At 67.4% G+C, this 13,228-nt stretch carries 12 protein-coding genes; 7 read left to right on the top strand and 5 right to left on the bottom strand.

Annotated features, from left to right (window positions below; all coding sequences use genetic code 11):
• Nucleotides 1-53 precede the first annotated feature (53 nt).
• Both V9L20_RS12265 and V9L20_RS12260 read left to right on the top strand, forming a co-directional pair.
• On the top strand, nt 54-4,307 hold the full coding sequence (locus V9L20_RS12265) for an OmpA family protein (protein ID WP_337296807.1): 4,254 nt from the start codon (nt 54-56) through the stop codon (nt 4,305-4,307).
• Between the two features lie 26 nt (nt 4,308-4,333).
• Nucleotides 4,334-4,576: a hypothetical protein gene (locus V9L20_RS12260; RefSeq protein WP_337296806.1), complete on the top strand. Its 243-nt coding sequence runs from the start codon at nt 4,334-4,336 to the stop codon at nt 4,574-4,576.
• Nucleotides 4,577-4,599: 23 nt separating this feature from the next.
• Here the strand turns inward: V9L20_RS12260 and V9L20_RS12255 are convergent, their stop codons facing one another.
• The 4 genes from V9L20_RS12255 to V9L20_RS12240 all read right to left on the bottom strand — a co-directional run bounded on the left by V9L20_RS12255 (nt 4,600) and on the right by V9L20_RS12240 (nt 9,029).
• Nucleotides 4,600-6,306, bottom strand: a complete 1,707-nt coding sequence (locus V9L20_RS12255; RefSeq protein WP_337296805.1) for a hypothetical protein — start codon at nt 6,304-6,306, stop codon at nt 4,600-4,602.
• A gap of 5 nt (nt 6,307-6,311) precedes the next feature.
• On the bottom strand, nt 6,312-7,283 hold the full coding sequence (locus tag V9L20_RS12250) for a hypothetical protein (RefSeq protein WP_337296804.1): 972 nt from the start codon (nt 7,281-7,283) through the stop codon (nt 6,312-6,314).
• 205 nt (nt 7,284-7,488) lie between these two features.
• On the bottom strand, nt 7,489-7,875 hold the full coding sequence (locus V9L20_RS12245) for a RidA family protein (protein WP_337296803.1): 387 nt from the start codon (nt 7,873-7,875) through the stop codon (nt 7,489-7,491).
• A gap of 11 nt (nt 7,876-7,886) precedes the next feature.
• The gene (locus tag V9L20_RS12240; protein ID WP_337296802.1) at nt 7,887-9,029 is read right to left on the bottom strand and encodes a DSD1 family PLP-dependent enzyme; all 1,143 of its coding nucleotides are present in this window, start codon (nt 9,027-9,029) and stop codon (nt 7,887-7,889) included.
• A gap of 71 nt (nt 9,030-9,100) precedes the next feature.
• Here V9L20_RS12240 and V9L20_RS12235 point away from each other — a divergent pair, with 71 nt between their 5' ends.
• Nucleotides 9,101-10,054 (top strand): LysR family transcriptional regulator, encoded by a 954-nt coding sequence (locus V9L20_RS12235; RefSeq protein ID WP_337296801.1) that lies wholly within the window; start codon nt 9,101-9,103, stop codon nt 10,052-10,054.
• Between the two features lie 33 nt (nt 10,055-10,087).
• Here the strand turns inward: V9L20_RS12235 and V9L20_RS12230 are convergent, their stop codons facing one another.
• Complete coding sequence (locus tag V9L20_RS12230; RefSeq protein ID WP_337296800.1) at nt 10,088-10,942, bottom strand: plasmid replication/partition related protein; 855 nt, start codon at nt 10,940-10,942, stop codon at nt 10,088-10,090.
• Between the two features lie 307 nt (nt 10,943-11,249).
• Between V9L20_RS12230 and V9L20_RS12225 the strand changes: the two genes are divergently transcribed.
• The 4 genes from V9L20_RS12225 to V9L20_RS12210 all read left to right on the top strand — a co-directional run bounded on the left by V9L20_RS12225 (nt 11,250) and on the right by V9L20_RS12210 (nt 13,225).
• Complete coding sequence (locus V9L20_RS12225) at nt 11,250-11,795, top strand: sigma-70 family RNA polymerase sigma factor (RefSeq protein ID WP_432445558.1); 546 nt, start codon at nt 11,250-11,252, stop codon at nt 11,793-11,795.
• A gap of 105 nt (nt 11,796-11,900) precedes the next feature.
• Nucleotides 11,901-12,128, top strand: coding sequence for a DUF4880 domain-containing protein (locus V9L20_RS12220; RefSeq protein WP_337296799.1), 228 nt, complete (start codon nt 11,901-11,903; stop codon nt 12,126-12,128).
• A gap of 102 nt (nt 12,129-12,230) precedes the next feature.
• On the top strand, nt 12,231-12,482 hold the full coding sequence (locus V9L20_RS12215) for an MbtH family protein (protein ID WP_258501613.1): 252 nt from the start codon (nt 12,231-12,233) through the stop codon (nt 12,480-12,482).
• A gap of 5 nt (nt 12,483-12,487) precedes the next feature.
• Nucleotides 12,488-13,225, top strand: a complete 738-nt coding sequence (locus V9L20_RS12210; protein ID WP_337296798.1) for a thioesterase II family protein — start codon at nt 12,488-12,490, stop codon at nt 13,223-13,225.
• The last annotated feature ends 3 nt before the right edge of the window (nt 13,226-13,228 follow it).

The raw sequence follows: 13,228 nt of genomic DNA, 5'->3' as shown, positions 1-13,228 counted from the left end.
TGAACGCCATGAAAAGCCACCTGACACCGAAGAACCCGTTCAAGCGAGCCGATATGAGAAAGCTTCCGAAGCGTATCGCCCTTGCGGGCGCCGTCACCGCCGCATGCATGGCCATGGGGCTTGCCGCGGCACAGGAAACCGCCATGCGCGGCCGCATGCTCGACCATGCCGCGGCCGACCCGCGCGCGGTGGACATCGACGGCACGCGCCACCTGCCGCGCAGCGGCGAGCGCGAGCTGCCCAAGGCCACCTTCGTGCTCGGCGATGCGCGCGAGCCGGCGGCAACCCCGGCGGTTGTTGCCGCACCGGCCGCCCCCGCGGCCACGGAGCGCAGCGAAACCGAGACGCCGCAGTTCGCGTCGGGCTCCGATCTTCTGGCTGCGGCGGACCGGGCGCAGCTCGACCGCATCGCGGGCCTGGTGAAGGGCCGCGACAAGCTGCGCTTCGAGATCGTGGGCCATACCGACGCGCAGCCGCTGAGCGCCAGATCGCGCGAGCGCTTTGCCGACAACCATGCGCTGGGGCTGGCGCGTGCGCAGCAGGTGGCGCGCTATCTCACGCAGCGCCTTGGCCTGCCCGAATCCGCGGCAGCCGCAAGCTCCCGCGGCCCCGACGAACCCGTTGCGGCGCCCGCGTCCGATCCGGTCAACTGGCCCGCCAACCGGCGCGTGGAAGTGCGCGTGTACTGGACCGATGCGACGCCCGCCGTGGCAAGTGCGCCTGCCGCGGCGCCGGCCGACCCCGGCGTGTGCCGCACCTTCACCGCCATCGGCACCGACGATACGCCGCTGCGCCTGAGCGTGGACGGCCATTTGCTCGACGGCAAGGGCGCCGCGGGACCGGGCGGGGAGGGTGCCACCAGCGCCGACCGCCAGCGCTGCGTCGACGTGCAGCTCGAACGCAACCAGCTGCGCCTGCAATACGACAACCTTTCGCAGCCGCGCCGCCTGAGCGCCGCCGCCTGGCCAACCACCGTGGTGGCCGGCGACACCGTGCGCTTTGCGGGCTACAGCAACTACCTGCTGTTCACCGCCAAGGCCGAGCTGCGCCTCTTCACGGCCAACGACGTGATGCAGCGCCGCCTGCTGGCCACGCTGCCGCTCGACACCGAAATGCGCGGCGAATGGCAGGTGCCCGCGGGCCTGCTCGATCGGCTGGCCGACGGCGCGAATGGCGCCGGCGGCAAGCTCTACTACCGCTTGCGCGTGTACGACCGGCAAGGCCGGTTCGACGAGACGGACGATCTTTCGCTCACCGTGGCTGAGCGCCATGCGCCCGAGACCACCACGCCCGACCCGGCCCGCGAACTGCTGCGCGCCTACGGCCAGAACAACGTCGCCATTGCCAACATTCCGCTGGCGGCGGGCACCGTCACCGCCAGCGGCGCTGCAATTCGCCCCGGCGAAAAGGTGCGCGCGCTCGGCTTTGCGGTGCCGGTGGACGACAACGGCCGCTTCGTGTTCCAGCAGCTCGTGCCGCGCCGCGTGCAGACCGGCGAGATTGCAGTCACCGATGCGCAGGGCGCCACGCGCTCGTACCGCCGCGACTTCGACCTGCCCGCAAGCGACTGGTTCTTCGTGGGCCAGGCCGACCTCACCGTCGGCAGCAACAGCGTGAGCGGCCCGGCCGCGATCATGACCAACGACAAGAACCGCTACGGCGGTGGCGGCTGGAGCGAAGGCCGCATCGCGGGTTATGCCAAGGGCCAGCTCAACGACCGCTGGACGCTCACGGCCAGCGTCGACACCGAGGAGCGTCCGCTCAAGGACCTGTTCCGCAACCTCGACCGCAAGGACCCGACCTCGCTGTTCCGCCGCTTCGACCCCGAAGATTCGTGGACCACTTTCGGCGACGACTCCACCACCATCGAGGACGCGCCCACGCAGGGCCGCTTCTACCTGCGCGTGGACGACGGCCGCTCGCAGGCGATGTGGGGCAACTTCAAGCTCAACTTCGGCGACACCGAACTCACCCGCGTGAGCCGCGGCCTCTATGGTTTTCATGGCCGGTACCTGGGCGACGAATCGACCTCGTTCGGCGAGGCGCGCCTCAAGGTCGATACCTTCGCGGCCGAGCCGGGCACGCTGGCGGCGCGCGAAGAATTTCGCGGCACCGGTGGCTCGCTGTACTACCTGCGCAACCAGGACATCACGCGCGGCGCCGAGCGCGTGAACATCGAAATCCGCGACCGCGACTCCGGCTTCGTGCTCAAGCGCACGCAGCTGGTGCCCAGCTCCGACTACGAGATCGACTACCTGCAGGGCCGCGTGCTGCTCTCCGCGCCGCTGCCCAGCCTGTCGGACGACGGCTCGCTGGTGCGTGCCGGCGGCCTCACGGGCATGCCGACCTTCCTGGTGGTGGACTACGAATACACGCCGATCGCAAGCTCGCTCGACACACTCGCCATTGGCGGACGCGTGTCGTGGTGGGCCAACGACCACGTGGGCGTCGGCGTGACCGCGTCGCGCCAAGACCAGATCGGCGCCGACCAGCGGCTGGCGGGCGCGGACATCACGCTGCGCAAGACCGAGAACACCTACCTCAAGGGCGAGTTCGCGCGCAGCAAGGGCCCGGGCACGGCGCAACTCGACTCGCTCGACGGCGGCTTCAGCTTCAGCGGGCGCAACGGCGCCCTGGGCACGACACTTGGCAATGGCCCCACGGGCAATGCGAACGCATGGCGCCTCGAAGGCCAGGCGGACCTGGCCGACTTCGAGATGAAGGGCGGCGGCCGCATCAGCGCCTATGCGCAGTCGCGCGATGCCGGCTTCTCGGCACCGGGCCAGTACGCGAGCAACGCGACGCGCCAGGTGGGCCTGTCGGCCGCCGTGCCTTTCGGCGAAACGGGCGAGGGCGGCGAGCTGCGCCTGAAGGCCGACCGCCGCGACGAACGCGACGGCTACAACAGCAGCGTGCTCGACGCGCAATACGGCCTGCGCCTGTCGCCCGACTGGAAGCTGGGCCTCGGCATGCGCTACGACGACAAGACCGGCGACTCGCTCATCACCAGCCCCTCGCTGCCCAGCACGCAAGCGGTCTCCGGCGAGCGCGCCGACGCCGCCGTGCAGCTGGAATACACCGGCAACGACCGCTGGAGCCTTTACGGCTTTGCGCAGAAGACGCTGAGGCGCACCGGCACACGGCTGGACAACGACCGGCTGGGCTTTGGCGGGCGCTACCGCGTCAGCGACAAGCTCGCGCTGCGCGGCGAGCTTTCGACCGGCGACGGCGGCCTGGCAGGCAAGGCCGGTGTCGACTACCAGTTCGACGACCGTTCCAACCTCTACATGACCTATGTGGCGGACACCGGCCGCACCGACGAGAACCTCATCGGCCGCGGCGGCAGCCTGGTGACCGGCGTGCGCTCGCGCGTGGCCGATGGGCTCACCATGTTCACCGAGCACCGCCATGCCACCGGCACGCAACCCGGCCTCACGCATGCCTACGGCGTGCAGTACGCGCCCGACACGAACTGGACGCTGGGCGTCAACTTCGAGAACGGCTGGGTCGGCGCCGAAACGCTGGGCGCCACGCGCCGCGAAGCGGTGGCGTTGACGGCCGGATACTCGAGCGAGCGCCTCAAGTACAGCGGCGGCCTCGAGTACCGCAAGGACCGCACCACGGCGGAAGCGCGCACCAGCTGGCTCGTGAAGAACTCGTTCTCGTGGAAGGTGAACGACGACGCGCGCTGGGTCGGCAAGTTCAACTGGGCCGACAGCGACAGCAGCACCGGCGCGCTGGCCGCGGCCAAGTACACGGAGGCAATGCTCGGCTACGCACTGCGCCCGGCACTGGACGACCGCCTCAACCTGCTCTTCAAGTACACCTACCTGTACGACCTCTCTTCGCCGGGCCAGGTGGTGTCGGCGGGCGGGCTCGATTCGAGCCTGGGCACCGTGTCGACCACCGGCATCGACTACCAGCAGCGCAGCCACGTGTTCGCGATCGACGCCACCTACGACATCAACGAGCGCTGGACCGTCGGCGGCAAATACGCATGGCGCCGCGGCGAATTGCGCGCGAGCCGCGACAACTCGTCGCCGTGGTTCAAGAGCTCGGCCGAACTGGCGGTGCTGCGCGTCGACTGGAAGCTGGTGCGCAACTGGGACTGGATGGTCGAGTGGCGCTCGCTGCGCGCCAAGGAGCTCAAGGACCGCAAGAGCGGCTGGGTCACGGCCGCCTACTACCACGTGAACGAGAACCTCAAGGTGGGCGTGGGCTACAACTTCACCGACTACTCCGACAACCTGACCGACATGAGCTATCGCAGCAAGGGATGGTTCCTGAACGTGCTCGGAAAATTCTGAAGCACCGGTCAAGGGAGAAACGGTGCATGCATGAACGACAGGAATTCGACCTGATCGTGCCCTTGGTGGACATCGCGGAAGCGCTTGTCCCCAGGCACTATCCGGGCGACAACCGCCAACGCTACAAGCTCTACGAGGAGTGGGCGCAAGACTTCCTTGTGGACTTTGCCGCGCGCGCCGCCGCGGGGCGAAGGCCCGAGGAAACCTACCGGCAGGACATCACCGACTTCGCGCTTCGCAAGGCCGCGGCATACGGGTTTGCGGCCTAGCGGGGCCCCGAGGCGCGAAGGGGTCAGCGCAGGAGGCCGGCCACCATGTTGGCCGCGCCCTGGTAATTCTGGCGTGCGTGGCGGCGCTCGAACTCGTGCAGCCGGGCGGCGAGTTCGGCATGCTTCGCGGTCGCGCCTGCTGGCAGGACCCGCGTAGCCGATGCCTGCGCCAAGGCATGCGCCAAGTCCGTGCCGATCCGCTGCGAAAGTGGCCAACCGGCACCCAGCGGCTCCAGCCGCCAGTCGGCCCAGTGATGGATCTTGAAACTGCCGTCCTCTTCGCGGTAGATGGCATTGCCGGAAAGATCGGGCAGCACCAGTTGCAGCGGCATGGCATGCACAGCTTGCAGGAGCCCGGGCCAGGCGAGCCGCAGTGTCTCGATATCGTTTGCCTGCGATGTGTCGGCGGCAGCTTGTGCGAGCGCATCGAAGCGCACCTGCAAGAGCCGCTCGGGCAGGGCGACGCGCGAACGGCGGTACCGCTCCACCAGCTCCGGCGGCGGCTCGAAGGCCATCAACTGGGTGCGCAGCGCCAAGACGCCTCGCGCGAGTTCCGCCCCGTCGATCCGGCGTGCCCGCGGGTTCCAGCGCATCGCGTGGCAGGCATAGCCGCCCACGCGCATGCTGCCCAGCCATTCGAAAGCCGGCAACCCCGCAGTGCCACCGCCCAGAAGATCGGCTTCCTGCTGGGCCGCAGCATCGCGCGCATGATCGAAGAGCTTGAAGAGAAAGCCCTGTTGCACGGCGCCGTCGGCATCGAGCACTTTCACGAACAGCGCCTTGATGTTGCCGGCGGCCATGGTGCGAGTTTGCACATCCAGCTGCCCGCCGTCGAGGTGCAGGTCGAACGAAACACCGAGCTGCCTGCCGAGCAGGTCGAGCATCCATTCTTCGCGGCGCACCGGCTCCAGCAACTCGTCGAACGGGCTGCGAACCGCCGCCGGTGCCTGCCACTGCACATCGGGCAAAAACAGGGCGCGGACCTGGCTGCGCTGCCCGTCGAGCGCAGCCACATGAAGCACCGCCTGGGCAATCTGCTGCAGCGCCTGCCGCAAGAGAATCAGTGCCACCAGCACCTGCTGCAGGGGCGGCAGGGCGTCGCGCCAGTATTGCCAGACGATGTAGGCCAGCGCGCAGAAGAATCCTCCTTGCACGAACCCGCCCATGAACCGGTTCAGCGAGCTGCGCAATGCGTGCGCCAGCTGTGGCCGCCATGCGGTCGAGGCGTGCAATGCCAGCGGCACCAGCCCGCACCACAGCAGGCAGACCAGCAGCAGCTGAGGATGGAGAACCGCCAGCGCCACCATGGCCACGGCCGCAAAAACCACGGCGGCAATGCTGCGCAGCAAGCGTTGGTAGGCCTGCCTCGCGGTCTTCGACTGGTTGTTGAACAGCCCTGTCTTTTCGCTGGCCCGCCACTGCCGCCGTGCACCGCGCTCGCAGAGCCAGTCGATCAGCTTCTCGACCGCCAGATGCAGCACGTAGGCCGCCACGATGGCTCCGCCGATGAGCAGCACCTGGGTTTTCTGCGGCAGCACCGTGATGGCGTGCGGCACAAGCGTGGGCACATACGGCCCGGCCAGCATGACCACGAGCTTCCACGGCAGCCACAGCGTGAGCAGCAAACCCAGCTGCGATGCCAGCACCGCTCCCACCACCAGGACCACATGGCCCGGCGTGTGGGCCATCAACGCGCGATAGACCGGCAGGCAACTGCGAATGGCGCCCATGCCGGTCAATGCAATGCCGACTGCAGCGCCAGGAAGGCGTCCATCTCCGCGGTGGCGGCGGTGCCCGAGCGCCTGGCCTGCGCACGCACCACCTGCAGCACCTCCCGGAAGATCTCGGCGTCATGCGCGGGGGAGCGCTGGTCTTCTTCCTTCCAGCCGAAGACAGGCCAGCCGTTGCGCGCCGAGACCTGCCGGTCCAGCGGACCGAGCGCCTCGAACAGCGCCTTCATGAAGGCAGCGCCGCGCAGCAGGCCGTCATGGATGACCGGGCTGCCGTCGACATAAGTGCTCCGTGCCAGGTCGGCCGGGAGCTTGAGGCGGCCATCGCGGTCCAGCAGCGCGGCAACGCGGTTCCACATGGCGCTGGCCTCGTAGGTTTCGGCAAACACCTGCGCCTGGAGGGCCTGCAAGGTGCCGGGCAGCGGCCGCTCGGGCCCCATGCCCGGGCGCAAGGCGTACTCGGCCCAGCGCGCGGTGCCCTCCAGGAACCAGCGCGCCTTGAACATCGTGTAGCCGTACTGGTACTGGTGGAAGAGCTCGTGAACCGGCGTCACGTTCTGGTTCGAATGGCTGTTCAGCAGGTCGATGCGCAGCGCGCAGTGCCCTTTGGGGCCGTCGGTTCCCAGGCGGTAGTTCGTCGCTTCGTCGTAGGAGCGGCCGTTGCCTTTTTCCATCTTGAACAGGAAGACGTCGATCGACGCGGTGTGCGCATTGCGCGCCGGCCGCATCGGATGCGTGAGCCCCATCACCTCGGAAAAGATGCGCCGCCCCGCCACGAGCTGCGTGGCCACGTCCTCGACCTTGTCGGGCACGCCGTTGCGGTTGGCGTCGCGGGCGTCGGGCAGCGCATGCTCGCCGTGCAGTGTGTAGAAGATGCGGAACTCGTCGCGCACATGGCTGCGATCCAGGCGCGGAAGATTTGCCTTGCGCGCCGTTCCGCATTCTTGCGCCGCCGAAGGAAGAGCGGTGGCGATCATGCAGCCGACGAAGAGAAGAGCCGCTTTCCATAAGCCGTGCCGCTGACCGTATGGCGCAGGCACGGCATCTCGCGAGTGTTTCATGGCGCTTCCCTTGGCGGTACTTCGGGTGGACCGTGGCTCTTCCATCGCCGCGGCCAGCGTGGCCGCGCGCCAGTATGCCATTGGCGAGAATGGCGGCGCGTCTGGTGCTTGCCTGCCTGCACTACGCCAGCGCGACCGCCTCCATCTCGACCTTGAACCCGAAGTGCAGCGGCCCCGTCGGCACGATGGCACGGGCCGGCCGCGCATCGCCGGCCCATTCCGCGTAGAGGGTGTTGAAGGCCGGCCAGTTCTCGATGGCGTCAAGGTAGACGCGAACCTGCACCAGGCGATCGATGCCGCTACCGGCCGCAACCAATGCAGCCTTCAGGTTGTCGAGCACCTGGCGCGTCTGTTCTTCGAACGAGGCCTCGGTCAGCTTGGCACCGCCGGGCGCAATGGGCAGTTGGCCGGAAACGAAGACAAAGCCGTTGGCCACGGTGGCGTGGCTGTAGTGCCCGCCCGGTGCGGCCAGGCCTTCGGGCGCGATGTGTTGAACGGTGTTTGTCATGCGCTTCTTTCTCACCAGCCGTGGAACCGGCTCCAGGTTGCGAGTGTTCCATCTTGCGCCAGCGCGTGGTACTGCGGAAACTGCGCGCCGGTGGCGCAGGCGTGGTTGGGCAGTATGCGAAGTTGCGTGCCGATGGGAAAGCGCGCTGCAATGTCCGTGTCGGGCGTGCCTTCGCGTGACAGGATGCCGTGCTCCTGGTTGGCGCCGCTCAGCACATAGCCTTCGATCGGCTCACCGTCCAGGCCGCAGACCTGGCCGTAGCCGTAGTCGCGCTTCTGCTTCTGCGTGCCGCGGTCGCGGCTCATCGCCATCCAGCCCGCATCGACGACCGCCCAGCCCTTGTCCGGCTGGTGGCCGATCACCGTCGTGAGTACGCTCAGCGCAATGTTCGAAGTGGTGCAGACGCCGATGTTCTTCATCACGAGGTCGAAGAACACATACACGCCGGCACGCACTTCAGTCACGCCGTCGAGTTGTTGCGCATGCAGCGCAGTAGGCGTGGAGCCGACGCTGACCACCGGGCAGGGCAGGCCCGCGGCGCGCAGGCGCTCGGCCGCGCGCACGCAGCCCGCGCGTTCCTGCTCGGCCATGGCCGCCAGTGCCTCGGGCGTGTCGAGCTCGTAGCTGGAGCCCGCATGCGTGAGCACACCGCCAAGCCGCATGCCGCCCGCGTGCAAGGCGCTTCCCGCTTCGAGCAGCGCCGCCTCGCCGGGCTTGATGCCGGAGCGGTGGCCGTCGGTATCGATCTCGATCCAAACTTCGAACACCTCGCCATGCGCGCGGCCGAACTCGGCAATTGCCGTCGCCGAAGCCGCGCTGTCGGTAATGATCTTCAGCTCGCAGCCCTTGCGGCGCAGCGCGAGTGCCTGCGGCAGCCGGTGCTGCGCCATGCCGACCGCATAGAGGATGTCCGTGATGCCGTCGGCAAAAAATTGTTCCGCCTCCTTGAGCGTGGAAACGGTGATGCCCTGCGCACCCGCGGCCAGCTGGGCGCGCACGACCGGCGTGCATTTGGTGGTCTTCACATGCGGGCGAAACCGCGTGGACAACGCGTTCATGTGCGCCTGCATCCGGTCGATGTTGTGCTGCATGCGCGGCAGGTCGATGAGCGCGGCCGGCGTGTCGAGCGCGGCCAGGTGCGAAGGTGGGTTCATGGGCCTGACTGTAGTCATCCGAGGGGCGTGCGTGGTTTAATGAAACTACAACTATCGTTAAGCCCAGCTGAATGCTCCGCATCGAAGACCTGCAACTTGCCGCGGCGCTCGCGCAGGCGCCTTCGCTGAGTGCCGCGGCGCGCGCGTTGAACGTCACGCCGCCCGCGCTGTCGATGCGGCTGCGCAAGCTGGAAGCCACCCTGGATGTGGCTCTGGCGGTTCGCACCGCAAGGCGCCTGAGCCTGACGCCGGAGGGCGAGCGCTTTGCGCGCGAGGCGGCGGCGTTGCTGGCCGGGCTCGAGGCGTTGCCGCAATCGTTCCAGCGCAACGACCGCCGCTTGACCGGCACGCTGCGCATCGCGGCGCCCTTCGGTTATGGAAGGCAGCGCATCGCGCCGATGCTCGCGCGCTTTGCGCGGCTGCATCCCTCGCTGGGCCTTCAGCTCGACCTGAGGGAAACGCCGTGGCCCGACAGGCACGATTCGGATGTGGTGATCCACATCGGCACGGTGCGCGATTCGTCGTGGGTTGCGCGCACGCTCGCATTCAATGAGCGCTGGCTATGCGCGAGCCCGGGTTACTTGCGCACGCACGGCACGCCCAGCGAGCCGCGCGACCTGCTGAAGCATTGTTGCATCAGCATCCGCGAGAACGAGGAAGACGTGACACTGTGGCATTTCCAGCGGCCCGCTGCGAAGGCGACGGGAAAGGCAAAGGTGCTCGATGCCGCGCGGCGGCAGAAGCCGCGCGAGACCGTGCGCATCGTGCCCAGCTACACCTCGAACGACGGCACCGTGGCGCGCGAGTGGGCCGAGCAGGGCCTTGGCCTGGTGCTGCGCTCCGAGTGGGATGCCGCGGAGTCGATTGCCCGCGGAACCCTGGTGCGGGTGCTGCCCGATTGGGCGCTCGACAGTGCGCCCGTGACGGCGCTGGTGCCCACGCGGCAGGGCCGCACCGCGCGCGTCCAGGCGCTGCTCCAGTTCTTTGAGGAATCGCTCGGAAAACTGCCGGCTCAGCGGCGCTGAGAGATCCGGCTGCAGGCAGCCGGCACGTTCTGATCAGCTCGCCAGTTGCGCCTGCAGTTCGGCGACCTGCTTGCGCAAGGCGTCGTTCTCGGCCGTGAGTTCTGCCACGCGCTGCTCCAGCAGCAGGAGCGCGTCGGCCTTTGCCGGCTGGTCGGCCGTGTTCGATTCAGCCGACTCAGCAGCCTCGGCCGCTTCCTCGCGCGGCTTGCGTTTGGCTTCGCGAACCCGCTTGGCGGCCTGCTTGAGTTCGTCCTTGCCCGCGTTTGCCGCGGAAACCTGTTCTTCGGCGGGCAGACTGGCCACCGCCGCCGCGGTGTTGATGGAAATCACGCCCGACTTCACGGCTGCGACCAATTCGGGCGCGGCCTGTTTCTGGATCTTCTCGATCATCACCACCTGGTTGCTGCTGAGCCGCGCTGCGCGTGCAATGGCTTCGCGGCTGCTCAGCGGTGCGGGAGGGGGCAGCGCAGGGGTGTCGTCAGCGGACGTTCCGGCGGCGGGTGGGTCGGCATCGAACGGCGCGCCGTCGTCGGACGGCGCCGTGTCGGCCATTGCGCGCGCGCGGCGCTCGTCGACGATGTCTTTCTTTCGCAGTGCCAGCACGCCGCGAAGAAAGTCGGAGATGCTGCGCCGGCCCAGGTGCTGGTCGATCATCCAGAGGTGCACGTCCTCGATCGTCTTGAAGCGCGTGTTCTGCACCGTTTGAAAAGGCAGGCCGTGCTTCTGGCAAATGCCGTAGCGGTTGTGGCCGTCCACCAGCACGTCGCCCCACAGCACCAGCGCATCGCGGCAGCCCTCGGTGAGGATGCTGCGCTCCAGCGCCTCGTGCTCCTCCGGAGTCAATGGATCTATATAGGCTTTGAGTTCTTCGTTGACGACGATGTTCATGAGGCAGGGATCGGGGAAAGGGGCGGAATTCTAGTTGGCGGCCGCACGCGATCATCTGGCTGTCATGCAAGCGGCCCACCATCGCCGAACGTTTGGTTGCGCTAAATCCGGCGCGCGGCTGTCTCGCTTTGGTGCGCTCGAACGTCTACTGGGTATGGAGCATGAAGGGATCGGGAAATGGGGCATTTTTGTATCCACAAGTAGTAATAATTCTCATTTGTATTGAGCACTTCAGGAGTACCTCCCTCATGTTCATGTGTCTTCAACCTCGTCAACGTTCTTTCGCGCCGTTTGCGCTGCGCCTCGCATGATGAGAGAGCCCATCGACATGGCGTTGCCTCTTTCCGAGCCCACGCTCGCCGAAGTCTTTATCGCGAACCGTCCGCAGCTTTTGCGCGTGGCACGGCGGATCGTGCGCACCGCGGAACTCGCCGACGACGTGCTGCAGGACGCCTACCTGAAGATCACCGACGGCCCCTGCGTGCGCAAGGCCGACAGGCCGATCGGCTATTGCTGCCAGGTGGTGCGCAACGTGGCGCTCGACTGCTGCCGGCGGCATACCGTGGAAGCCAACTACCGCACCTTCGACGTCGATGTCGAGGCGCTGGACGTGGCGGGCCCGCCTTCGCCCGATCGCCTGATGCGCGAGCGCCAGGCCATTCACGCGATCGACAAGGTGCTGGCCGCACTGCCCGCGCGAACGCGCCTGGTGTTCGAGCTCTATCGCCTCGAGGGCCTCACACAGCGCGAAATTGCATTGCGCCTGGGTTGCGCGCTTGGGCTGGTGAACGGTTTGATCGCCGAGGCGGCACAAGCAATCAAGGAATGCGGCCGGCTGCTCGACGACGATTGAGCCCTGGGCATCCGAGGCCCCTGAACGCGTGCGAGATTGGTGTAAGGTAAAAGCCTTAGCGCCGATGCATTGTGCTGCCGCGCAATGCCACACATCTTCACGCACATGACACAAGAACAGGACGATCCCATCTGGAACGCCGCATGGCAATGGGTTCAGCGCGAGTACGACCGCGAGAGCTTCGATGCCGCTGCGCGCAGCGAGATGACTGCCTGGCTTCTTGCCGACCCCCTGAATCGCAGGGCCTACGACAAGGCGGCCCGCCTGTGGCTGCTCGCGGGCCTTGTACCGCCTGAGTCTCCGCCTGCTTTTCCCCCGGCTTCTTCGGAGTGAACAGATCGCGTCCTGAAACGTCTTGTTGAACAGAGGAGCGAACAGAAGGCCCGCCGGGCCGCCTGATCGCCAGAACCTGTTCAACCGCATAAGGACGCATCCATGTCGACGAGCTGCTTCGATCGCGAAGACGAGACCTTCATTGTTCTGGTCAACCACGAAGACCAGTATTCCATCTGGCCCCACTGGAAGGCCGTGCCAAAGGGATGGACTGCGGTCGAGGGCATCAAGGGCGACAAGAAGACCGCGCTTGCCTATGTCGAAGAAGCCTGGACCGACATGCGGCCCCGGTCGCTGCGCGAATGGATGGCGCGGCAAGAACAAAACCCGACCACCGAACCTGCGGCCGGTTGACGCGCGTGGAGACGAGCGTCTCGCTGTTGTGCCTGCCGTGCGCGGGTGCCAGCGCCACGATGTACCTGCGCTGGCGCCGCCTGCTGCCGAGCTGGATCCGCGTCGTGCCGGTGGAGTTGCCCGGCCGCGGGAGCCGTTCGGCAGAAAGCGCGCTCCGCGATTTCGACGGCCTCGTTGCGCATGTCTGCGCGGAGCAAGCCGACGCCATGCGCGGCAACTTCGCAATCTTCGGCCACAGCATGGGTGCGCTGCTGGCCTACGGCATCGCATGCCGGCTGCGCACGATGGGGCGCGAATTGCCCCTGGCGCTGCTTGCCTCGGGCAGCTCGGCGCCGAGCCGGCGTGACCCTGCGCGCTTTGCCGGAAAGACCGACGACGCGGCGCTGATTGCCGACCTGCGCAAGCAGGGCGGAACGCCCGAAGAAGTGTTTGCCAGCGCGGAGTTGATGCGCATCACCCTCGACGTGCTCGGTGCCGACTACCGCGTGTGCGAAGGCTTTCGCCATGCGGACGAAGCGCCGCTGCCGGTGCCGCTGCATGTGTTTGCGGGTCATCACGACGACATCGAAGCCGAGCGCATTCACGCCTGGTCGGCCGAGGCGGGCGGCGTCTTCACGCTCGAGTGGTTCGACGGCGGCCACTTCTTCATCCGGCAGCAAGAGGCGGCCTTTCTGGCTGCGCTCTCGCAGCGCCTCGGTCAGGCCGTCGCGGGAGATCGCCATGCGACTCATGCCCTGGCCTGATCC

The organism is Variovorax sp. CCNWLW225, from assembly GCF_037204045.1.
In the GTDB taxonomy this organism is placed as follows: domain Bacteria; phylum Pseudomonadota; class Gammaproteobacteria; order Burkholderiales; family Burkholderiaceae_C; genus Variovorax.
The sequence above is the reverse complement of the archived record's forward strand: the minus strand, read 5'-3'. Positions and strand labels throughout refer to the sequence as shown.